This window comes from Niabella yanshanensis (genome assembly GCF_034424215.1).
GTDB lineage: Bacteria > Bacteroidota > Bacteroidia > Chitinophagales > Chitinophagaceae > Niabella > Niabella yanshanensis.
Map to the genome: position 1 here is coordinate 358342 of NZ_CP139960.1, position 24110 is coordinate 382451.

At 42.5% G+C, this 24110-nt stretch carries 18 protein-coding genes and 1 riboswitch; of the genes, 12 read left to right on the forward strand and 6 right to left on the reverse strand.

All coding sequences use genetic code 11. The annotated features are described in order from the left end of the window. The first annotated feature begins 139 nt into the window (after nucleotides 1-139). The 3 genes from U0035_RS01210 to U0035_RS01220 all read left to right on the forward strand — a co-directional run bounded on the left by U0035_RS01210 (nucleotide 140) and on the right by U0035_RS01220 (nucleotide 7662). Nucleotides 140-2251: a hypothetical protein gene (locus tag U0035_RS01210; RefSeq protein ID WP_114792681.1), complete on the forward strand. Its 2112-nt coding sequence runs from the start codon at nucleotides 140-142 to the stop codon at nucleotides 2249-2251. 371 nt (nucleotides 2252-2622) lie between these two features. Beyond that, nucleotides 2623-6546 carry a hybrid sensor histidine kinase/response regulator transcription factor gene (locus U0035_RS01215; protein ID WP_114792682.1) on the forward strand — a complete coding sequence of 1308 codons (3924 nt, stop codon included), beginning with the start codon at nucleotides 2623-2625 and terminating at the stop codon, nucleotides 6544-6546. 114 nt (nucleotides 6547-6660) lie between these two features. Next, entirely contained in the window at nucleotides 6661-7662 is a 1002-nt protein-coding gene (locus U0035_RS01220; RefSeq protein ID WP_162817990.1) for a LacI family DNA-binding transcriptional regulator, read from the forward strand. 70 nt (nucleotides 7663-7732) lie between these two features. Here U0035_RS01220 and U0035_RS01225 read toward each other — a convergent pair whose 3' ends face one another. Next, nucleotides 7733-8752, reverse strand: coding sequence for a LacI family DNA-binding transcriptional regulator (locus U0035_RS01225; RefSeq protein ID WP_114792684.1), 1020 nt, complete (start codon nucleotides 8750-8752; stop codon nucleotides 7733-7735). A gap of 621 nt (nucleotides 8753-9373) precedes the next feature. On the opposite strand from U0035_RS01225, the gene U0035_RS01230 reads away from it, so the two are divergent. After that, nucleotides 9374-10624, forward strand: a complete 1251-nt coding sequence (locus U0035_RS01230) for an MFS transporter (RefSeq protein ID WP_114792685.1) — start codon at nucleotides 9374-9376, stop codon at nucleotides 10622-10624. Nucleotides 10625-10710: 86 nt separating this feature from the next. On the opposite strand, the gene U0035_RS01235 is transcribed toward U0035_RS01230, so the two are convergent. From U0035_RS01235 to U0035_RS01250, 4 genes are all read right to left on the reverse strand, one after another. Then, complete coding sequence (locus tag U0035_RS01235) at nucleotides 10711-11700, reverse strand: carboxypeptidase-like regulatory domain-containing protein (protein WP_114792686.1); 990 nt, start codon at nucleotides 11698-11700, stop codon at nucleotides 10711-10713. A 44-nt stretch (nucleotides 11701-11744) separates the two neighbouring features. After that, nucleotides 11745-12125 carry a hypothetical protein gene (locus U0035_RS01240; RefSeq protein ID WP_162817991.1) on the reverse strand — a complete coding sequence of 127 codons (381 nt, stop codon included), beginning with the start codon at nucleotides 12123-12125 and terminating at the stop codon, nucleotides 11745-11747. An 8-nt stretch (nucleotides 12126-12133) separates the two neighbouring features. Continuing rightward, the gene (locus tag U0035_RS01245) at nucleotides 12134-12919 is read right to left on the reverse strand and encodes a hypothetical protein (RefSeq protein WP_162817992.1); all 786 of its coding nucleotides are present in this window, start codon (nucleotides 12917-12919) and stop codon (nucleotides 12134-12136) included. Between the two features lie 71 nt (nucleotides 12920-12990). After that, the gene (locus U0035_RS01250) at nucleotides 12991-14088 is read right to left on the reverse strand and encodes a sensor histidine kinase (RefSeq protein WP_114792689.1); all 1098 of its coding nucleotides are present in this window, start codon (nucleotides 14086-14088) and stop codon (nucleotides 12991-12993) included. 106 nt (nucleotides 14089-14194) lie between these two features. On the opposite strand from U0035_RS01250, the gene U0035_RS01255 reads away from it, so the two are divergent. Beyond that, nucleotides 14195-14923: a LytR/AlgR family response regulator transcription factor gene (locus U0035_RS01255; protein ID WP_114792690.1), complete on the forward strand. Its 729-nt coding sequence runs from the start codon at nucleotides 14195-14197 to the stop codon at nucleotides 14921-14923. A gap of 340 nt (nucleotides 14924-15263) precedes the next feature. On the opposite strand, the gene U0035_RS01260 is transcribed toward U0035_RS01255, so the two are convergent. Then, on the reverse strand, nucleotides 15264-15971 hold the full coding sequence (locus U0035_RS01260) for a hypothetical protein (RefSeq protein ID WP_114792692.1): 708 nt from the start codon (nucleotides 15969-15971) through the stop codon (nucleotides 15264-15266). A gap of 522 nt (nucleotides 15972-16493) precedes the next feature. Between U0035_RS01260 and U0035_RS01265 the strand changes: the two genes are divergently transcribed. The 7 genes from U0035_RS01265 to U0035_RS01295 all read left to right on the forward strand — a co-directional run bounded on the left by U0035_RS01265 (nucleotide 16494) and on the right by U0035_RS01295 (nucleotide 23213). Further along, complete coding sequence (locus tag U0035_RS01265) at nucleotides 16494-17324, forward strand: sensor histidine kinase (protein ID WP_114792693.1); 831 nt, start codon at nucleotides 16494-16496, stop codon at nucleotides 17322-17324. 1132 nt (nucleotides 17325-18456) lie between these two features. Beyond that, nucleotides 18457-18648: a DUF3606 domain-containing protein gene (locus tag U0035_RS01270; protein ID WP_114792760.1), complete on the forward strand. Its 192-nt coding sequence runs from the start codon at nucleotides 18457-18459 to the stop codon at nucleotides 18646-18648. A gap of 191 nt (nucleotides 18649-18839) precedes the next feature. After that, entirely contained in the window at nucleotides 18840-20177 is a 1338-nt protein-coding gene (locus tag U0035_RS01275) for a L,D-transpeptidase (protein ID WP_162817993.1), read from the forward strand. A gap of 179 nt (nucleotides 20178-20356) precedes the next feature. Beyond that, nucleotides 20357-20447: riboswitch (TPP riboswitch) on the forward strand. Between the two features lie 55 nt (nucleotides 20448-20502). After that, nucleotides 20503-21225, forward strand: coding sequence for a class I SAM-dependent methyltransferase (locus U0035_RS01280; protein ID WP_114792696.1), 723 nt, complete (start codon nucleotides 20503-20505; stop codon nucleotides 21223-21225). Next, nucleotides 21225-22280, forward strand: coding sequence for an AIR synthase family protein (locus U0035_RS01285; protein WP_114792697.1), 1056 nt, complete (start codon nucleotides 21225-21227; stop codon nucleotides 22278-22280). Before U0035_RS01280 ends, U0035_RS01285 begins: the two co-directional genes overlap by 1 nt. Next, nucleotides 22277-22927: a thiamine phosphate synthase gene (locus U0035_RS01290; RefSeq protein ID WP_114792698.1), complete on the forward strand. Its 651-nt coding sequence runs from the start codon at nucleotides 22277-22279 to the stop codon at nucleotides 22925-22927. The genes U0035_RS01285 and U0035_RS01290 overlap by 4 nt, the downstream gene beginning before the upstream one ends. Next, nucleotides 22908-23213 carry a Trm112 family protein gene (locus U0035_RS01295; protein ID WP_114792699.1) on the forward strand — a complete coding sequence of 102 codons (306 nt, stop codon included), beginning with the start codon at nucleotides 22908-22910 and terminating at the stop codon, nucleotides 23211-23213. Before U0035_RS01290 ends, U0035_RS01295 begins: the two co-directional genes overlap by 20 nt. The last annotated feature ends 897 nt before the right edge of the window (nucleotides 23214-24110 follow it).

Sequence of the window (24110 nt, forward strand, 5' to 3'; positions counted from 1 at the left end):
AGTTGTTGCGGAAGGAAGAACGATGTTGATGCAATATGTAGTACAGCAGCTGGTCGATCGCATGCGACCTTGTTTGCATCCGGCAGTTTTGAAGTGAATGCGGCAAACGTTAAAGATTAAGATAACACGATACAACAATATGAAAAGATTAAAATTCCGGTTTAAAGAACCAGCTACAGGTATTCTCTTTGCAACAGCGGTTTTGTTTTCTGCCGCGCCTACCCACGGTCAAAAAGCCCCTGCCTCTAAGAATACTCCCGCCAAATTTGTGCATAAAGCTGCAGGGAACCCGTATTTGCCCCTGTGGGAGCATCTACCTGACGGTGAGCCACGTGTATTTGAAGATCCTGATAACCCCGGAAAATTCCGTGCTTATATTATAGGATCACATGACCTGAGGGTGAATAGTTACTGTGGCCCCGATATCAGGATATGGTCAGCGCCGGCAGAAGACTTAAGCAGCTGGAGGGATGAAGGCCCGGTTTTTACCTATCCGATCGACGGGCAATGGGATGTCATGTATGCCCCCGACCTGGTGGAGGTAAAGAGAAAAAACGGCACCAAAGAATATTACCTGTATCCGCACAGCCGGGGCCGTAACCGGGAAGCGATGGTTGCGAAAGGAAGCCGCCCCGATGGCCCTTTTACGCCTGTGAATCTGACACCTGATGGGAGAAGTACTGTTGCGGGAAGCATTTTAGGTTTTGACCCTGCGATCTACATCGATTATATTACCGATCCCAAAGACCCTGATTATGAAATTGGCTTCAGAGCCTATGGTTATTGGGGCTTCCAGGGATCGGTAGCGGCTGAGTTAGACCAGAATACTATGTATTCTTTGAGACCCGGCACCACTATTTCAAGGCCTTTTTTGCCTGCAAGCGTAAGATATGGAGGGCCTCTTCGTGAACCCGCCGGTACGCAGTATCCTCATATTTTTCCCGGCGAAGACCTGGGCACCTTTAATTTCTTTGAAGCTTCTTCTATACGTAAAGTAGGCAATAAATATGTTACCGTATACAGCGGCTACTCCGGTCCGGACTACGGTATGGGGAGTTCTAATTCTACCTTACGCTATGCCTATGCTGATTCTCCTTTGGGCCCCTGGAAGAGCGGGGGTGTGCTGGTTGATTCCCGCGCCCCGGTACTGAATCAGGATGGTACTGCTATACAGGGAACTAACGCCGGACATAACACGCATGGAAGTATACAGGATATCAACGGCCAGTGGTATGCGTTTTATCACCGCCCTCCAAGAGGATTTGGCTTTGCACGCCAGGCCATGGTGGCTCCGGTCACGGTGACATGGGATGAAAAGAAGGTAGCTGACGGCGGTACTGTTAGCATCAGAGCTTATGACCCTTATGCAAAAGATAATTTATGGACTGCAAAAGATAAAGAGGGGCGGGAATACAAAGGTGCAGAAGTAACATCAGAAGGCTTTCACTTTTACGGACTTAATCCATATGATTATTACTCGGCGGGTTATGCCTGTTATCTTTCCAATGTTGGTCTTCAACAGGATTCATGGGATGTATGGGACAACCATATGCCAGTGGACAAAGTAAAGAGTGGTCATATTATCGGGTACAAGTATTTTGGCTTTGGTGGATTGAAGCAGGATAAAAATGGATTGAAAGCCTTTGAAGGAACAAAGGCGGGAAATCAAACTGCGTTCAACCTGTTTCTGACGCCTAAAACAACGAAAAGCTTCAAGGTAAATGTTTGGCTCGACGGTCCCTGGGATAATGTAACCTGGAAGGGTAAGAAAATAGGCGAAATCATTGTACCTGCTAATGCAAAGGCTGAAGTGACCAAATTTACCATAGATGTAGCCAAACATGTCGACCATCTCGGTGGAAAACATGCTATTTTCTTGGTAGCCGAAGGTGAAGGTGTTGACGAACTTTTTGATTTGGCTGGTCTTGGATTCAGCTCCGGCAAAAAGAAAATAAATCGGCCTGTTGTTCCGGCTGTGAAGATCGCTGTCAATGGAAAGGATATTGTTCTGCCTTCTACTCCGGTCCGATCTACCAATGCAAACGGTATTACGGGATATGATATTTACGAAGCTGTTTATAAGGTGCCATCCGATGCGACAACGCTACCTAAGGTAACCGCGTCTTCCAATAATCCCGCTGTAAAGGTAAACGTTACGCAGGCTTCAGCAGCTTTGGGCAAAGCAATTGTAAAATTTGATTATAACGGTGTTGTAAAAACTTACAATGTGTTATTAAGTTCTGAAGGATAAGGTTGAAACCATACCCTGCAACTGCTTGTCGTTGCAGGTAGCAGGGTATAATAAGTATTTTTCGTATAGCAAAGCAAACAGGGCGGCGATTGTCTAATCATTGCCCTTTTTTATTTGCCTGATAGAAGCGATCGATACTTTGTTAAAACGGGTTTTGAAGAAGTATCAATAGTGGATATCACTGACCATTCAGAGGTGAAGTTCAAACTTTATTCTATTAACTACCACTCTGCCGAATGTTTCCCGGCCTCCATGTTTTTTCTTTACTGTAGTTAATGATGTTTACTGCGTTCATATCTGTTACTTTTGTATTATCTTCTTTGAAGGTAGATGAATAAAAATAATAGTTCAAGTTGTGGGGTGTCCTAAATATGAAGTCAATACTGCTTATTAAATCTTTGCTGATTTCCGCATTAAGCCTGGTATTATGTCATCCCGGTTTTGCGCAGCAATTTGTTTTTTCTCCTTTTGAACGCAGCGCTGATTTAAATGAAGATCAGATCAGGTTAGTGAACCAGATACCGGACGGGAGGTTGATCATCTTGACGGAAAGTTCCACGAACTTATACAATGTAGGATCTGTAAAAAATATCCCACTCGATACCGTCAATTTTCTGCCGGTTAATGATTATACCAATAACCACTTTTGTTATGTCGATGATAAATGGGTCTGGATAAAAAATCAGCGGAGTTTAAGTATACTAAATATTGTATCTGAGAAATATGAGGATAGTCCTGGTAAACTCTTACAAGAGTTGGGCTTTTCTGAAAAGCCAAAAAATCTGTTCCTGGATGAACAAAAGAACATCTGGTTGCTATCGGTAAACGATGAACTGTATTGCTATGATCGCGGCCTTAAGACAGTAAGTCTGGCTTTGCCTGGCGTTAAAGTTCGTCGTAATAATGACCTGGTGAATAATGTAACCAGCTGGGGTGAGCAGGTTTTTCTCATTTACAGGTCGGGTCTGGTGAAGTGCTATGCACGGACTGATTTTAAGGAACTGTACTCCATCAATATTAATGAGCAAAGAAAAATTGCATCTTGGTTGAGTTTTGTGGTTGCATCCGGAAAGTTTTTGTATTTAACAACAGATGACTCTGGAGGCGGTTGCAGCCTGATAAAACTTGATGTCCAAACCCGGCGGCAGACTGCTTTGATCAATAACCATAAGCAAAGGGTGAATGGCCTTACGTTTGATAAACGTGGCGGGCTATGGGTTGCCGGTACAGAAGGTTATTGGTATTTTGAAGCCAGCGCTGTTTCGGGTCAATTCTTTTCAGGAATTCTACTTAATGACGGGCAGCAGGTGCATAGCGGCGTCTCGAATGTTTTTTGCGACAACCAGGAGGGTACGTGGATGAGCACCAACAAGGGACTATATTATTATAACCCACATAGGTTTAGCTTCTCCGGCTTTAATACATCTTTTTTTCAGTTTAGAGGAACGGACGATCTGAAAGTGTTTTGTTTTGAAGAACAGGCAGACAGGTTGCTGATAGGTACGCTGAACGGCATTTACACAAAAGATGTTGATAAGAACAATGAGTCGAAAATCAGGTTGTTGGTTCCCGGTTTAAGATGTCACGCATTATTCAGGAGTAAATCGGGCATTGTTTGGATTGGTGCCGAAGATGGTTTGTATGCCATGCGGCCCAATGGTTCTGTAACCAAAGTGCTGGATGCATATGCCTATTCAATTATGGAGCCGGTGCCGGGAACGCTGGTAATCGGGACCTCTAATCAGGGGTTATTACAATTTGAAGAGAGCTCGCAACGTGTAACAACGCTGTTTGCTCATAGTTTTTTACCTGATATAAGGCAGGTTTTAAGTTGGAACGGGTATTGGGTGGGCTTTTGTAATAACGGGTTGTTTTTTATTGATCCATCAAAAAAGGTATTAAAATATGCGAATGAAGATCGCAGTCGTTTAGCCGCAGATCTGCCGCCAGATGTGCGTATTTTGGTTTGCTTATTCGCAGATAAAGAGGGCCTTTTGTGGCTGGGCACTTATGGCGGATTGTATGCCTGGGATCCCGTGAGCGCACGGATGTATCGATTTGGCACACCCGAAGGACTGGTGAACAACAGCATTAAGGCCGTCATTCAGGATGCGGATCATTCGATATGGGTCACCACATCAAAAGGGATCAGTCGTATTGAGAAGAAACGCCTGGGGGCCGACTATAAATTTACGATCCATAATTACAACGAAAATGATGGAGTCAGCAAACATGCTTTTGTTGGAAGAGCCAGTTTTCTGTCGAAGACTAACCAGCTGTATTTTGGTAATTTGGACGGGTTGAATTATTTAAAGCATTCCATTGAGCCGGACACTCCGAAAATTCCGGTAGTTATCTTTAATTTTAAACTCTTCGGCAGACCTGTTGAAGAGAATATGTTGTATGATGGAAAGGTTTTATTGAACACCTCCTTGTCGCATACCGGTCAGATCACTTTAAATCATCATCAGAATTTTATCAATATCCAGTTTTCGGGATTAAATTATATAAATCCCGAAAAGACATACTTTAGATACCGGTTGTCGGGTGTTGATAAGCAATGGAGGGAGGAGTTGCCCGGCAAGCATTTTGGAGAAGCCGTTTATACGAACCTCGCGCCGGGCGAATACAAATTCAGTGTGATGGCAAGCTTCGACGGCCATCGTTGGCCGGTAACTGCTAAAGAGCTGATTATTTCGATTCAGCCACCGGTATGGGCAACGATTTATGCCAAAATATTGTACACACTTTTACTGATCGGTATATTATACTGGCTGGTTAAAAGATACAATACAAGGCAGAAAAAGATCAGGTCGCAGCAGCAGGCCGAAGCTATAGAAAGGGAAAAGTCACGATTTTTAACCAATATCAGCCACGATCTGAGAACACCGTTAACATTAATTATAACTCCTTTACGGTCTTTGATCCGGAGCATATCCGATACTGAAATAAAGGAAAATTTGAAGCGTATTGAAAGCAACGCCGACCTGTTATTGGACACCGTCAATCAGTTGCTGGAATTTAAGAAAATTGACGAATCGGGTGAGCTGCTCCATGCAAGCTATGTTGAGAATCTGTCATTCTTATCTGGGGTCGGACTAAATTATGCCCAGCTTGCAGCGGAGAAGCAAATTGATTTCAAAGTAAATGTAGCTGACACAGCAGGTGTTTGGCTTGATAAAAAAAAGGTGATTCGTATGGTGATGAACCTGCTATCTAATGCCTTCAAATTTACTCCTGATGGAGGAAGTATTGTATTGGATGCATTTGTGAGGGGAACGGATGAACTGATAATAACTGTAGCTGACACCGGTATTGGCATTCCCGCATCCGAAAAACAGGCAATATTTGACAGGTTTTACAAAGCCCGTAACCAGGACGAAGCGAATACCGGAAGCGGTATAGGACTTTACCTCGTTAAAAAATATGCAGAATTGCATGATGGATATGTAGTCATTGATGACGATGAGCAGTATTCAACTGTTTTCAAGGTTGCTTTAAATGTAGGACGTCTGGAGCAAAAAGCAAATGAGCCTGCTTCGGATGTTAAAAAATCCATCCTTATTGTTGAAGACAACAACTCTTTTTTGACCTTTTTAGAGACAGAATTGGCAGCCTATTATACTGTTTTTACTGCCAATAATGGTAAAAAGGCGTTGGAGCTTGCAATAGATAAACAGCCCGATCTCATCATTACTGATATGATGATGCCTGAAATGAACGGTATCGACTTGTGTTTGTCTATAAGGAAAAATATTAATATATCTCATACGCCTATTATTATGCTTACTGCCCGTGCTTCTGACGAGGCGCAATATGAAGGATATGAAGCGGGGGCAGATGCTTATCTGGTAAAACCTTTTGATATGGAGATGCTCAAATTACGTATTCGTAAGTTGATGCAGATGTTTTTAGACAGGCAAAAGCTGTTCAGCACTGAAAAAGATGTAAAATCTGACACAATCACGACCAATGCCCTTGACAGAGACCTGCTGGATCGTGCGTTAAATTGTGTAAATGGCAACCTGGCCAATACAGAATATACCGTCGAGAAATTTAGTGCTGATATGCATATGGATCGTACCGGCCTTTACAGAAAACTGATGGCTTTAACCGGGCAGTCTCCAAGAGACTTTATAAGAACCATTCGCCTCAATAAGGCTGCCGAATTATTAAGCCATCCCAATGCTATAGTAAGCCAGGTGGCAGAGGAAGTTGGCTTTAGTAGTGTCTCTTATTTTTCTAAAAGCTTCCAGGAGAAATTTGGGGTTTCTCCCAGCCAATATGGTCAATAGCCTGATTTTTAGGTTGTTTAAGTAGAAAATCAACATGAGTTACAATTGTTTCAACATGGGTTTTTCAACTTTTTGATGTGGTCCTGCACTTTTGTTGACAATAAACGATTCGACGTGTCAAACAAAAGCCATATCACTCAACAACCCCAAGTTGCAGTTTTTGATCTTCTCAATCTGGTACTTAGTGAACGTAGTGTTGGGAGGGACTGCAAATTTCAACCAGCCAAACCCGGGCGGCGTAAAAGAAGTCGCAGAGCCATTTGGTCAGTTGGCGGTCAACCCGCAGCTCTTGCTTCTGCCGGTGCTCCGTTAGGATCTCCATCAGCCAGAATTGCTGTATTGGTTGAAAGCCTTTCAGATCATCATACAACTAAAATTATTTCGGGTATTGAAGTGGCGGCGGAAAAAACGGGGTATGAAATTGCGATCTTAAATGTATTAGGCAAGCGGCAACCACTGATCGGCCTGGATAGTTTTGAGGGATTTATTGCCTGCTGTTCAGACGAGACCGCTGTTGATCCCGATTTCTTCGAAAAGCTCGGCAAACCTGTTATCGTGGTGGGTAATGTAGAAAATGTCAGGGGGGCTCATTGTATAAAAACCAACTATCAAAAAGGAGCCCGGCTGGCTGTCAATCATTTAATCGACCAGGGTTGTCAGAATATTTTAATGATCGCACCCGCGGGAAACAGGGCAGTCGACCTGGACAAATACCTGGGTTATCGCGATGCATTGAAAGATTTGGGGAAGAACTGGATGGAGCCGCTAAGTGTTAGTGAGGCCAGTATAGAAGCAGGAATGAATATGGCAGCCCGGATGTTTGAAAAAGGCGAACTGCCAGATGGCGTATTCATTACTAACGATTGGATAGCAGCAGGCTTTGTAAAATATTTGAAAAAAAAGAAGGACTGCCTTGAAGCAAAAACAGTTGTAGTAGGTTTTGGTAATGAGTCATTATGCGAAATCATCGAGCCTGGTTGGTCTTCAATAGATTTTCGCAAAGAGGTGGCCGGCTCAACGGCGCTACATGTTTTATTTGAGCACTTAGGTGACCTACAGCGGTCAGCCGGAGACGGGCTTACAGTAATTGAACCGGTTTTGGCAATAAGGGTTTGAAAAATAAGATCATCTTTAATTAGCCAAACTGCTTCCGCCTGTTGTGGCGATGCAATTTGGAAAAGGGTCCTTATCGTATAGAGGATTCCCTTATAACTAACCGGGCGGGTAAAACAGTTTTAGATATTTTCGGCATTTCAGGGTTTTCGATCTGCAGCAATATATTTTGAGCGGCTACGCGGCCGATCTCATATCCCGAGTAGCTGATACTGGAGAGATTGGGATCGATAAGGGTAGCAACGGGCTCGTCATTAAAACCTACAACCGCTATGTCTTTGGGAATATTGAGTCCTCCTTTTTTCAGACCGGCTATGCAGCCGGCTGCACAATGATCATTTTCAAAAAACAAACCATCCGGGGGCTTGTTCATTTTTAAGATATGATCAGCTACATGTTTACCAGATTCGATGCTGCCCAGATCTTCGAAAACTAAAAGTTCTTCTTTTAGTCTTTTATTGCTTTCCAACAGTGCTTTTTTATAACCGGCGTATTTGTCTGCACAAATACCATGGCTGATACCGGTAGTTACATGAGCGATCTTCTTACAGCCAGCTTCGATCAAATGCTTAGTGGCAATATATGCAGCCTGGGCATGATCTATTACAATGACAGAACTATCTGTAATGTCAGGTACGCTATCAAAATATATTAAAGGTATTTTCTTTTTGGTAAACGGATCAAGATGTTCGGGGCTTTTAGTTTGGTCGGACAAAGACACGAGCAATCCATCAACCCGGTTGTCCATTAACATTTTTAAGGCCGAAATTTCTTTATCAATTTGTCCGTAGGTTTGACCGATAATAATATTGTATCCTTTGATACTTAGCATATCTTCTAAACCTGATATAGCGGAGGATACAAAATGATTGGTGAGTCGTGGTATTATAATCCCAATCAGGTAGCTTCTTTTATTCCTCAGGCTGCGGGCAAACGGGTTACTCTGGTATCCCATTTTTTGCGCCATCTGGTGAACTTTATTACGTGTTTTGAGCTTAACTTTTGGGTCGTTCTTTAAAGCACGGCTAATGGTTGAAGACGCCAGATCCAATTCCCTTGCGATATCGTATATAGTTACATCTTTTTCTTCCATAAAAACTTATATATAAAAATACTCTTTTTTCCATGTTCTCGAAACAGAATTATCGGGAATTGAGCATCCGGGACCGGATCAAGGGGTTTTTAATAATTGTGAAATTAACAATTATTTTTGTTGTTTTGGATAAGTTTAAAGGTTGAAGGGGGGAAGTTAGTCCGATGAAAACCGATGCTGTCGGCTTGCTCTATTTGCTGATAGTAAACCCCGGAATATTACTCAGGCTATTTTACTTTAAACTGATGCCGGGTTCTGAAAGGACGTTTACTTCAATTCCGTTGTCCCAAATATTGAAAACAATCTATAACTATTAAACTTGTTTAAGCTTTTGGAATAAATGATAATATGTCGCCTCTATGAGGCTTAATGTTCTTAAATGGTTTTTTGCCAATATATGTTTTTTTCGGGACTTTACATTGGTACAACACTACTAAACGAGTTCATTAGAGTCCCGTAGGTACAGGATACAGGAAGTTGTAAACAAGTTCCTTATATATTCACCTGACGTTCCCTTTATTTTTCAGGCAGGACCCATCAGGTAGTAAGACACTTTGCCATAGATAATTAAAACTGTCTTATCTTGGAAGCTTTAACGATAAGCAAAGCTCCGGATATTGTATGACTTTACAATTACGTTTTCAACTTTCCCTGATGATGTTCCTGGAATTCTTTATGAAAGGCTCCTGGTTCGTTACACTGGGCACTTATTTAAAAAACAACCTGGGAGCTTCAGCGCTGGAGGTTTCAAATATTTTTTCAACGCAGTCCCTGGGTGCTGTGGTGGCCCCGTTCTTCATTGGTTTTATAGCAGACCGTTACTTTAATGCAGAGCGTGTCATGGGGGTGTTGCATCTTATAGGGGCCGGTTTATTGCTGATGATGTACAGGGCCGGTAGCGCTGCTGCTATCTATCCCTACGTACTGCTTTATTTTATCGGTTATATGTCTACCCTGGCCCTTACCAGCTCTGTCGCGTTCAGGAATCTAAAAGATCCTCAAAAACAATATCCATCCATACGTATTTTTGGTACCATCGGGTGGGTGGTTGCAGGCTTCGCCATCAGCTACCTTTTTCACTGGGATGCTAAAGACGCCGTTGCAGCGGGGGCATTGCAACAGACCTTTTTGCTGGGTGCAGCCTGCTCAGTAGTGCTGGGGCTGCTTTGTTTTCTGCTGCCGGCTACACCACCTTTAAAGAAAAATCAATCGTCTTTTCATTGGCAGGACGCCCTGGGTTTACAGGCGCTGAAATTATTACGTCGAAAGAGCTTTCTGATCTTTTTCCTGACGGCCATCGTTATCTGTATACCTATTTCATTTTACTACCAGCATACCAACCCCTTTCTGGTGGCAACCGGTTTGCCGAACCCTACGGCTAAAATGGCATTGGGGCAGCTTTCCGAAGCTCTGTGCCTCTTATTGATCCCATTATTATTTGCAAGACTCGGGTACAAAAAAATGATCCTGCTGGGTATCGCCGCCTGGGCGTTGCGTTATCTCTTCTTTGCCTATGGCAACGGTCGGGATCTTTCATTCATGCTGATCCTGGGTATTGTATTGCATGGGATCTGTTATGATTTTATGTTTGTGGTAGGACAGATCTATACCAATAAGATTGCGGGTGAACAATACCGGTCCTCTGCCCAGGGCCTGGTTACCGTGGCGATGTATGGGGTTGGCATGTTGATCGGATTCTGGATAGCTGGTTTTGTAGCAGAGGCGCTTAAAGCGTATGGAGGAGCCCGGTATTGGCGTTACCTGTGGTTAACCCCGGCAGCAATGGCAACAGTGTGTTTGCTGCTTTTTGCCGGATTGTTCAAAGAGCAACAGCCGGGGGCACGATGGCTGAATACAAAAAGGAGAAGATAGAAATCCCCTCCGTGACTAAACATGAGAAAGTGTTAAATATCCTGGGTTAGCAGCAACCTTTATTGATAAGTTTTAGCGGTTGTCCGCTAGGGATGTTCTATAATAATGGGGACGATCCACCAATTGCCATACCAGGCAAGTATTTCCGGGTCGCCGGGAATAAAACTAACCTGGGCTGTACCTGTAGCTTGCTTGGGGTGCATACCGAATTGAGGCTTGAGGTTTATATTTTCTCTCATCAGTACAGGAGCTCCGTTTTCAAGTTTGATTTCAATCTTATACCTTCCAAGTGGAATATTATTGATGTAAAGTTCAGTACTCTCAATAACTTTTCGTATCGTAAAACTTATCTTTTCATCTGCATGAACCAGGTCGAGTGGGGTGAGCGAAATAACTATAATCGATCCTACAGGAAAGCTGCCTGGCAGCGGTAAAGATTGCGTACGCAGGATGTAAGACAGGTGAATAGATGCGCCAAGATAGCTGCTGGGCCAGTAGGGGCCCTTGCCGATCTCATCCGGTCTTCCCTGTCCGTATGGTAATAATATAAAATTTTTTACAGCGCCGCTGGTGGAGTTAAAACTATTGAGATTACTATCTGCCGGGAAAAGCGACACCGGGGCTTTTGCAGATTCGTAGTCCATAAGATATTTAGCGCCCCAGATCTCTATATTTCCAACCGGTAACAGAATTTCATAGAATCCGTTGACATCGCTGATAGCACTGGCTGAGCTGTAGCTGCCACCAATAATTGAAGATCTTACGCCTATTTGTGCACCCGCTAATGGCCTGCCGTATATGTCTTTTACATGGCCTTTTAAGGAACCTGGCTTAACGTTAGTCCGTTTAAATGCCGGCAGTTTCGGGCGCTGCCTGCCCATAAGATCTACATAAAACTGAGGACCCAGGATAGTAAACTCCCGGCTGGTGGCTGGAAGTTTATCATAGGGTATGGGGGACCTGGTTTCATTGCCTGGATTTTCATCTCCATCTTCAGCAGTTTTATCGGCTTTGGAACACGCCACTAAAAGCAGCGACGCGAAAAGCGCTCCTATACAAAGGTAAAGAGGTTTCATTTGCGATCTTTTAAAATGGTAATAATTTGAAGTGTGAATTGATATTAGCTGAGTTTAAATAATAATATAAGTCTGCGTTTATGGCCTGAAAGAGCCATTATAAATAGGGGCAATAGGATCAGAACGATTGCCGGGTTTACTTCGTCAAAAATGTGGTATAAGACGATGCTTGCAACTATAGGGGTGAGCGCCAGCAAAGCAGCAAATTGCATTTTACCGGTCAGCAATAATATAGCAGATATAAATTCTACTGTTTTTTGAAGCAGGAAAATATATTTTGTGTTGGCAAGTGCCAGTGCCAGTTCGGATCCGCGGTTCACCGGGAAAGGTGCTTTAAGGCCCAGAATGTACATTACGCCGTTAAACGCGCCAAACAGAAAGACTAAACCCAGCAGTAACTCAGCGCTTTTGGAGAGTCTCTTCATTTTTATTGTCATTGGGGTTGAATGGCTTTTAGTAATTCCTCAAGGTCGTCCTGGTTCAGGCCCGTACCATCTGTCAGTTTCCAGAATTTGTCTTGTATTTCGCTGTAGGGCTTCATCCATTCCGGCTCTTTGTAGTCTTCATTCATCCTCTCCCATGGATTGTAATGACGGGTGAGCTTGAGATGTTTTTTATCGTTTAACAATGATAAAAACTTGAGCACTTCTTTATTCGTGGTTATTACATACGGCTTATGTGTACCTTTGCTGATAGGGTAATAGCGATCATCTGTGCCAAAGTTATCGGCCCATGGCATTCCTTTTCCTGCATTCATACAAGCTACTCCAAGATATATAGTAATGGTGTCTCCTCCGCTGGATGGGTTGTGAGGAGGAGCTGTCACCGGTTCTCTGTCTAAAAGCATACCGTTCTGTATACGGCTGGGCGCGACATTTAGTACCACCAATCCTTCCGGGAATACAAATTCTCCTCCGCCCCAGGTGCTGTCTGTAGCAATGTGCACGTCTATGTAAAACGTGTTTATAATACCCTTTAGTTTACTAATGTCTGGATTAAATGGATAATTAGGACGGTTTACTAAGTGCAGACCTTTAGGCAATTCAAAAGGCCTGCCTTCGGGCAGCCCGTCGCTGTCTCCAAAGCCGGGCAAATGGCTGACACTTTCAATCCGGTTAAAAGAAAGTTGTTCGTCCTTAAGCCGGGTATCTTTTTTGCTGCACCCCCACAGCCCGGTAATGGTCAACCAACCTGAAAATATAAGTAAGGTCTTATTCATATCCGAAATTAGCATCGGGTACTCCCTGCAATATTAATAATCGCCAAACGACTTAACAGAGCGGTGAATAGCTAATAGAACGGATGAATTGCAGCGGCGTTTCGGATAAGGGAGTGCTGGCTGTTGAATGAACAGGGTAGCGAGAACTGTACTTTTACGTCGTTGCCTTCGGTAGCAACCAATAAGGTTTCATTAAATTGGTTTTTCAGTCGTTTTGCTGTATTAGGTAAACCCAACCCGGCACCTGTAAACATTTGCTGAATGGTCTTCATGCATGGAGCGCCCGAACTCTGTATCTCTATAACCAGCCTTTTATTTTCCAGTGAACAATTGATGGAAATGGTACCTCCGACTACCGAAGGTTCAATGCCATGACGGATAGCATTTTCAACCAAAGGCTGCAATAACATAGGCGGAATAAGCGCGTGAGCAATATCTGGTGTTATATCTATTTCGTACCGGAGCCGGTGACCAAAACGCTCTTTTTCAAGACTGAGGTAATTGGCGATAAATTCCAGTTCCTTTTCCAGGGGCACCAATTCCTGTTTAATGGAATCAAGCCCGTAGCGGAAAATGCCGGCCAGTTTTGCAATCAGCACCCTGGCGTGTTCTTCGGTTGGAGGAACCGAAGCGCTGATACTGTTTAGTGTGTTAAACAAAAAATGCGGCTGGATCTGTGCTTTTAAAGCATTAATCTCTGCTCCATGTGCCAGATCCTGTAATTCCCGCTGCTTTTGGAACTGGGCTTCCCTTTCCCTGAAAAACAGGTCAATATGTAATGAACTAAAGACTTGAATATAAAAAAGCAGATTTGGGCCACTGTTTTGAAGTATTTGCGTGCCGGTCATTCGGGGAAGTCCTGCCATTTGGTTATAGACCATGTAAAGTAATATCCATAGTATATAATATAAGGGCGCTGTCAGCAAGTGCAGCATAAACCTAAGCTGCATTTTAAGTTGAGCCCATTTCCTGAAATGGAGCCACCATACCGGGAGGCAGGCCATCGTCATGATAATGCAGTCAATGAATATTTCTTTTAGAAAAGCAGCGGTGATGCCATGAGAAAATAAACGGGGGGTACCGTAGAGGATACTCATTACCAGTAGTATGAATATAAAAAGACTAATCTCTCTTCCGGCGATTTTCTCTTTTCGTAACGGTAAGTTCATCTCGAAGGATATTTTTAAGTTTGATTATGGGAATCAAGTCCCGGCCTGGTAATGAAAAATCTTTGCAAATCTATGTATCTTGTAGCACTAACTAAAGCCATGGTTTATGTCTAAACGGTCCGTATTAATTATTGATGATGAAGAGCCTGGAAGAAGGCTGGTCAGGCAGTACCTTGAGCCATACGCTAATTTCAGGGTAATAGGAGAGTGTGCTAATGGTCTGGAAGCCGTACGTGATATTAACTTCATGGAGCCTGATCTAATTTTTCTTGATGTACAAATGCCAGGCGCCGGTGGCCTCGAAGTGTTGAAGCGTGTTGAACATATTCCTCATGTGATATTTACGACTGCTTATGACCGATATGCCATAGATGCTTTTGAAGCGAATGCCGTCGATTACCTGCTAAAACCTTATACCAGGGAGCGTTTTGAAAAGACGATGACCCGGCTCGAGCAACAGGATTCATCTCCGGCAATTGATGTTATTAACAACCTGCTGCCCCAGGAAGGGTTTGCAGATCGTATACTGGTAGAACATCGAAAGCGATACAAAAATATTCCGGTCGCTGAAATTTTATATCTTAAGGCATGTGGCGATCATACAGAAATATATACTAAAACGGTGACCTATTTAAGTTCAATGGGTATCAGCTCTTTGGCTGAAAAGCTCAACCCCAGGTCATATGTGAGACTGCATCGTTCAACCCTGGTAAACATGAATCATGTAAAAGAAGTATACCGGGATTTGGGAAAGATATTTGTGGTGATGCAAAACGGCGTAGAATTGAGTGTTGGCCGCAACTATCAACCGCTAATCAAAGAACTCATGGTATAATTCTCTACGCAGCCCTTATTCCCTGTGTGATTTCGGTGCACCGGCTTCTGAAAAGGAAGTATGCTGAGATCCTGGTGCAGGTGTAACCATAAGTTTAACCCGATTCCGATTGTTGCCTGTGAAACCCTGGGCGTTAAGATAACGGCTGCAGCAGTTGCTACAGCTTATCCTGATTGTTTCCGTACCTGCTAATGCAATTGCGGAGTACATGATTCCATTATTTTTCATCATTTACATTTCTTCCAAAACTAGTTGGGGCATGTATTAGGTTCGTTTATAATCGATGAACAACCTTATCGGCCTGCGAGATACTCAGAAAGCAGCTGAAATTGAATCCCGTTTATGGGGCAACATACTTTAGCCTGTACTCTTTAATGGCTAGTGTATCACGCGCGCCCAGTGTTTTTATAAACAACTCATTGAATTGGTTGTGCACCTTGCCAAAAGCCAGGTCTTCGCGTTCACCCTGATCATTATAGCGAACCAGTTTATAATAGAGTAATGAAACTTCAAGCGATTGATCAGTTTCATTTACAACATACTGGTAATTATAAGTACCGTTTGAATTGATGTCAAATTGATATTTGAAAAGTTCAGACTGTACAATCGGATCCAGATCCACCCGGTTGGTAACCTTGGATTTCAGGATAGTAATATCATTTTGTCTTTTGATTTCAATGATATCAACCACATATTTGACTTGCTCATAGCTGTTGTAGGTAAAAGAGGTATTCTTGTAATTGTTGGCATCGGGTTCTATAAAGCCAGATTGGTAGTGAATCGTCCCAGTCCCGGTGTTGGTAGTGTATTTTCTTTCCAGGAAACTTTGCAAACTCTGTTGATTACTACCCCCATTAAGTTCTACACCTCCGACAAAAAAGCGCATCTCGGATACAGGACTCAGCTGATCAAATGATAATTGCACCGGGAAGTCGGGAGCTGCAATTTCTTTCTCTTCTTTGCTGCAGGAATTTACGGCAAAAGTCAGGCATAAAAAGAATGATATTAAGTATAAGTAACGAAATGATGCGATCAAAAGTGAATTCATGTGTAATAATTTTGAATCTATTATTGGGAACCCGGTAAAAATAACATAATTATCCTTTACCATTGGTTCAGTCAGTGGAGAGTGATTATCGATGTACAGGAAGCGTCTATTATATGTTTTATTGGAGTTAGCAATACCGACGGCGTTCTTTGAACTTAAGAAAGTGTAAGCTTTATTACAGTGTAAGGCTTTAATAACGGTTCGTTAGCACCGGCCTGCACTTATTTATCGGGAACTTCGTAAGACTGATTATCAAGAATAGCGAAAATGGCGTTGTTGAGACGATTTAAATCAACATCGAAGTTATTGCAACGCAAAATAATTAGCCGGTCCTCGCTAACTGCGACAGGAAAGTGGTTGAGAAAAATAAGACTCACACACATTTAACAATTCTACAGGGCAATGCATGCATTCTTGGTATACCTTTGGATTACAGCCTTTTTTGTTTTCCTTCATTAGTCCTTGACTGATGATGCAGGAGAGATACTTGAATCGTAAAACCAGACTATTGAAATTACTATTATGATTTTATTTTGGCTAACCTTGCTGTTGTTGGTTACAGTCTTGATAGCGTTTCTTATTTACCAATACCGGCAATTACAGCTGGCGCGCGTCCGTATCCGTCTGTTGGAAGCTTTAGAGTCAGAAAAGGACAAATTATTTACTGTAATTGGGCACGACCTCAATGGATTTGTTAACATGGGGCATGCGGGTTTACAACTATACCGGTTGGGAAATTTGACGCAGGATGATAAGCAAGCTCTATTGGATGAACTGGAAGAGAAATTCTATACGGCTTCCGTAACGCTCCAGAGTCTGCTCAACTGGGGGAAATCACTTTTTAAAGGCTTAACTATTAATCCGGGTGTATTTGATGGCACTGAGTTAATAGAAGCTGAACTCAATCTGGCAAAAGCAACCATAAAAAACAAAGCTATTAGGGTAATCAACAAAATGCCCGTTCCACAGCCGGTATATACAGATATGGATCATTTTAAATTTATCATCCGGAACCTTGTATCAAATGCTGTAAAGTTCTCCCGAACAGCCGGGGCAATTACTATTGGTACGATTGATAAAGGTCAGGAGGGTTTTGTGGTGATCGTAGTAACGGATAGCGGCATTGGTATGGCAAAGGAAAAATTAAAACAGGTGTTCTTTCCTTTTGGACCCAGTACAGAGGGAACCGCTAAAGAAAAGGGGAATGGTATAGGACTCATGCTGTGCAGGGAGTATGCCCGGCAGAACGGGGGCGAACTGTGGGCGGAGAGCAGGGATGGGGCGGGTACTTCGTTTTATTATGCTGTAAAAGTTCATTTGCACCACCTGAAATACCCGGTTCGACTGGATTAGTATACACATGGAAACCCAGATAAATAAAAAATCTTCAGCATACTACTACAGTGTGTTGATAGCTTGCCTGGTGTATATTATAAAATTTCTTTAGTTGTGGCACGATATTGTATATATTCAAAACAGTGGTAATCTTGTGGAATTGACGGATGTTATTGGTTATTTTCAAGACTACAACATGAGACTTCTCTTTAATCAGACTTAAACATTCAAGATATCAAAGAGCGTGTTAGTAGGGCTAATACGAACCCGGCATGTTGTTGCCGGGAGGGCTTATACCTCCTGTTTCTACAGGAGGTCTTTTATAAGAATATCGCCGGCCTGATTCATTATGTTGCGTTTAAGAATAGAAACCGGACTAAGAGCAATGGCACATAACATACAAAACTGACAATCCCAAAACAATAAAACAAGCTGCATAAGAACCGTTTTTTCATTTTTCAAGCCAGCCCCATCAATCGCAAAATAAAATCCGATAAACTTGCCGGCTCCAAAATCAAAAAACCGTCCCAAATACTTTTGAGACGGTTTCGTTGAACCTCATTTGCTAGCAGGGCTTGCTATGAAACTACATAAGGCAGTTTCCACGAGATCCTGTGTTAAGGGCTAATCCTCGGGCTATACCAATTAAGGTTATATAAATTATCAAACTATGTTTTATATATTGGTCTCAATCTATGCGCCAGCTTAATTTCAATCATATGCAATCCTATTGATGGTGGAGTACTCCGGTATCTTTCTGCATACAAAGCCTCCATTATTATGCCATACCTCGGTTTTTAAATAATTTATATGCAATAATGATAAATATATAGGCTATAAATATATCGGGTTATAAAAAATACCAAAAATGTGTCCCCAAAATTCTATTGATACGGTAAATGCTTACATCAATAAAAGCAACTTATGTTGTAAGTAACCCGAATTATATCTTGCATTGGCTTAATACTTATCCGTTTACTTCCTGTTTTGCAGGGTAATACTACTATTCCGGCAGCCCATCATGTAGTGGCCGTTACAAACTTATTATTTCATAATTCCACAATTATAAGATGTTACAAAACATTCACATATACTGCGCGCTTTTGCACAATCTTTGCAAATAGTATATTATCACCAACCTTAAAATTTAATATTATGGCAGACGACAAAAACAAAAAATGATGCCCGCGATCGAAACCAGGTAGCTGGTGGTGAGTCTTACGAAGTTGACTATATCGCGAGGAAGCATGGTGTAACGCGGGAACAGGTGGAAGAAGCTATCAAAGCAGTAGGTAATCAACGCGATAAAATTGAAGCTCATTTAGCTTCCGGTAAAAAATAAAGTTGGCTTCAAAGTAAATAAGAACCACGAGGGTGTTAAACGGTAGCACTCTCTAACCGGTAAGGCGACAAGCTTTTTCATTAATATGAGAAAGCTTGTTTTGTTGTATGCTGTTTTACTCACAGAAAGCAAAATTTCTTTTATCAACCGAGTTTGGTATGGTTTTCAGAGGTTATACGCAAATTTCGTTTATGGTTCAATTCAATAGATTATTCTTATTCATGTGCTGTAGTGCGGGTATACTCTTTATATCAGCAGGCTGCAAAGATAAACTCGGGAGCAGCAATAATTATACAACTGATGAAGTGAAACAGGCAGCAGCTCTACCCTCTGCAGACAATATTGCTTTTACCTTGCCGGTACTGGACGCATTATTTTTTGAAGATGGATTTGAGGCGCAGATAAAAGAAGAATTGAAATTAACGGATGATCAGTTGCGTCAGCTAAAATCAGTGTCAGGATCTTATGTAGCGGCCCTTACGGAAGAGGGTAATAATTTGGGCTCGGCGAGGCAGGCAAATAGTTCGGCGCTCGCTCAACTAAAGAAGATTATTGGGGAGCAGAAAGCCAGCACTCTGTTGAATATAGTAGCTGCGCGATATGCCAACGGTGATATCGCAGCTCTGTTACCGGTAAAGCCAAACGCAGTGCCTTCAGACACAAGAATTGTCGTCAATGCGCCTGCCTTTCGTATGGACGTTTATGAAAATGGTGAATTACTAAAAACCTACCGGATCGGAATCGGTTATCCTGAATTCCCGCTTCCAACAGGCATGAGAGCCATTACTAATATTATTTTTAATCCTACCTGGACACCTCCGGATGAAGCCTGGGTGAAGGGTAAATTTAAACCGGGCCGCAAGGTTTCGGCTGATAGTAAGGATAATCCTCTCGGTGTGATCAAGATTCCGATTGGTATGCCTTCATTAATTCATGGGGGAAAAGTAACAGAAAAGCTGGGCAATTTTGCATCGCATGGTTGTGTAGGGCTTACCAATGACCAGGTTCAGGATTTTTCAGCATTGGTGGGACAGATTTCCGGTACGCCAATTACATTAGACAGTATAAAAAGCTTCGAAAAAAATAGGGCAAAAACAAAAACGGCTAAACTTAACAGGTTAATACCGGTAGAGCTGCGCTATGAAACCATAGTTGCAGAAAATGGCCGGCTTATTATTTATCGCGACGTTTATGAACGTGGCACCAATACGCTGTCTGAAGTGGAGAAAATATTAGGAATCTATGGTATCAGTTTGCAAAGCCTCCCTCAGCCCGAGCAGCATGCTATACAAACAGCGCTGCAGGAAATGAATCTGGATGCGAATGGAAAGCCCATAGCAAACCTGGGTATCAATCCTGATAGCACAAAAAACATTTCGGATTCAGACACAGAGCACAGCGTAAAAAAAGGTAAAGTAACACGTTCTGTTAAAGGGAAGACACAGGTAGTGGTAGCTGTTGCGGCATTACATTCAAAAGGATATCCCGCTCCTGTAAATCTGGATGCGGGGAAGCTTACTCATCAGTAAGGATAATTAGCACCCAAAAAGCTTAACCAGACGAATTAAAAAGATAATACACCACGACCCCAATAAGAATGTTGGTAAATCAGATCTGCCAAGGATCTATTGTTGCACCAAATTAACCCGGCAAATCAAGAGCTCTAAATTTTCATTGGCTCTTTATTCAATTTTATGTAGGTTTGCTGAAACATAGCACGGGGTGCCTTTGAATGGCTGAGATCATACCCGTTACCTGATTTGGATAATGCCAACGTAGGGATGCAAGTTGAAATATCTGTTTCAAGCTCCATCGTTTGATATCTGTCAGGTGATGGTCTTAAAAAAAAATGAAATGGATATCAAAAAATTCTCCACAGACTTAATACCGCGGGAACAGCAGAACTGGCAAGGCAGGCCAGAATGGTTTTTCAATCGTGAACATACTGATACCTATGAGCAATGGTATGAAGGACGCTATAAACGCGCTGAACTGTGGCAGAAAAAAGTTATGGAACAATTGGTTGGTGCCGATCGGCGGGTAAAAACATTGCTGGAGTTTGGCTGCGGAACAGCTCGTTTTACCCGGTGGTGGCAGCAAATAGGTATAGAAGCCACCGGAGGCGATCTTTCTCCGCTGATGCTCTCGCAGGCTAAACATCTTTTTCAGGGCGACCTGGTTATGGCAGACTCCCATCACATGCCTTTTAAAGACCATAGTTTTGATGCCCTTGCATTTATTACCACATTTGAATATTATAAAGATCCTGTGAAAGTTATTCGCGAAGCAGCAAGGGTGGGCAGGTATGGTATAGCAATGGGCATGATGAACCGTAATTCTACCAAAGTAGCAAGACGTCGAGTTCAGCAATTATTCGGTAAAAACCCTTTTTATATCACAGCTACTTTTTATACCCCAAAAAAATTAACGAATATTATTCATAGAGCCCTGGAAGGCCGGGAGTATGTTATTCGCTGGACCTGTACCGGGCTCCCGGGTTGGTTTCCAGTTCAGCAATGGGGGCTTCCCCTGGGTGATTTTTTTGGCTTGTATGTACAGTTTAAAGATGTAGCCTGATGAGTGAACAGCAGGGTAAGGTAAACCAGCAGGTGTTTGAAACATTTATTCATCACAACTGCGGCCGGCAGCGTGAAGAAGTTCTCACAGGCCCCGGATTTGGTGTAGATGTATCTGTTATAGATTTAGCTGCAGGCATGGTTCTGGCACTTACCAGCGACCCTTTGTCTCTAATCCCTTCACTTGGATTGCAGGAGTCGGCATGGATGTCGGTTCATTTAATGGCCAATGACATGGCCACTACTGGTCATGCACCCATGTATGGACAATTTGTACTTAATCTTCCGTCCTCCTTCTCAAAAAGCGACTTTAAAATTTATTGGGAATACATTCACCAATTTTGCCTCGAAATAGGAGTCGCCATAACCGGTGGACACACAGGTTTCATTGAGGGTCAAAATTCTTCTATTGCGGGAGGGGGTACTTTGGCAGCGGTGCTACCTAAGGATCGGTTACTATTGTCTCAACTGGCGACGCCGGGAGATGTTATTTTAGTAACCAAAACCTGTGCACTGTCATCGTCGGCTATACTGGCAATGAGTTTTCCTGAAACAGTCAGGAACAGGGCTGGAGCGGAGCTGTACCAAAAGGCATGCGAATCGTTTTATCACACCTCATCATTGCCGGATGCTTTATCGGCTGTAAACTCAAATGGCGGTAATGCGGGTGTTACTGCTATGCACGACGTAACTGAAGGCGGTGTGTTGGGTGCTATTTATGAACTATGTGTTGCGTCCGGATGCGGAGCGGTTATATACAATGATAGCCTGCCTGTGGATGATGCTCCTGCCCGTATCTGCGAAGTTTTTGATTTGGACCCGCGTTATTGCGTAGGTGCGGGAGCAATGATCATTGCCTGTAAGAAAGAGTCGTCGGGCGAGGTTATTGCCAGGTTGGCCAGTCGTAATATTCCCTGTGTGGAAGTTGGTGAACTGCGCGAAAAGCAAAACGGCATCATCCTCGTCGAAGGTGATGAAAAAAACAGGTTGACATATAGAGAAGCTGACCCATATTGGGAAGTATTTTATAAAGCATTGAAAAGCGGCTGGAAATGAATCGGAAAATTCAAGGCGAGATTTATCTTATTGTTGATCCCTCAGGCAACCAGGATAAATTGTTAAATAACCTGGAAAAAATTGTCAGTGAGAAAATTGCAGCGGTTCAGATATGGGATAACTTTCTTCCCAACGAAACTCCGCTACAGTTGATAAAACAGGTGCGTCATTTGTGCCATTCCCAAAACATACCGGTGCTGATCAATAACCGGTGGGAATTATTAAATAGAATCAATCTGGATGGTGTTCATTTTGATAAAAAGCCGCATGATATTGTTCATTTAAAGCGGAAAATAGGTCGGGACCTGATTATTGGTATTACATGCAACAATGACCTGTCTACTGTTCGATGGGCAGATGAAAACCGGCTTGACTACATTTCATTTTGCTCTATGTTTCCTTCTTCAACCGCTAATAGTTGCGAGTTAGTAAACTTTGATACAATCAGAAGCGCACATGCGATAACTAATATGCCGTTTTTTCTGGCAGGCGGTATCAATCCTGACAACATACATACACTGGCTGCATTGAGTTATTCAGGTATTGCTGTGGTCTCAGGAATAATGAATGCCGCAGATCCCCTGGATCAACTAAAAAGCTATCAGGTTAAAATTAAAGAAACTAAAAATGCGATTAAGTACTATTGAAAAACTATGTTGTTCCTTTGATAAAGCTGAACTCGAGTTAACAGTCATTACCAGGGACATCGAAGATCAGGTTATAGAAGGTATATTATGCTGCAGGCATTGCAGGAGAGTCTATCCCATTGTATCTGGTATACCTATTATGAGTCCGGATGAATACCGGGAGCAAAAGCTGGAGCAACCTTTACTGGAGCGTTGGGGGAAAGGTAATGTCATGCATAATTTCCGGCTCCCCGGAAAAGCTGAAGATGATATGTCTGAGGGAGATCCGGCCGTGTTGGTGGGCTAAATACGGTTATAAGTTAGCGGTATGGAGATACAATTGGTTGCCTGCGATCGTTTGCCATAAAGAGTAAGCGATTTTTAAACCGACCAGCTGCGCCATCGTGGTCCGCCTGGTTGTCTTTGATATCTGGTTTGCTGCTTTTGGAACATTAAAGTGTTCCTTATCGTGGATTTGCATAAAAAATGCAGGGATAGTAACTCGTTAAGTTTTTCAGATTTCTGGCTTGCCGGTATATGAATTTTATTGATCGGTATATTCTCATATCAGGCCTGTCTGAGGTAATGTGCAGAGACGTTGTTTATTGAATAGACACACAATCTCCGTTGTCCTTGTAGGGCGAGGCAATACAGCTTCCGTTTGCAATTGCTCAGGGCTTGAGAACAGCTGCAATACGCGGTTTATATAGCACTAACCTTGACGTCAGAGCAGAATATAAACAGCTGTAGTCACTACTACAGATCAGGCTTGAGATGAAAACAGGCTTATGTTACGCGCCTGCAACCGCATAGGATATAACGGGCTTTAACCGGAATCAACGATTAATGCTTTATCACGGCGCTGCACACAAACCTCTCTGGATAATTTTCTATAATTACGGTTTAGCCGATTGGCATAATTATCCAATTCAGAATTAAATTACCAGGTATTTAGTTTCTTGAATATTATAGTTTGTTTTAAAATTCATTATTGATTTAAGGGCTTTTCTTGAAGAATTTTGATAGTTGTATTAAAGAGCACTAAACTTCGCTGTTGATTAATAGAGCAAAGCTTGTTTGAAATTCGCCTTATTAGTATTCGCTGGTTGTTCTCGGTTCATGAGGGCTTTCATGTGGTTAGAGATACCTGCGGCTAACAGATTCAAATATACAAATTGTCGGCGAACAAAAAAAATGGTGTGGG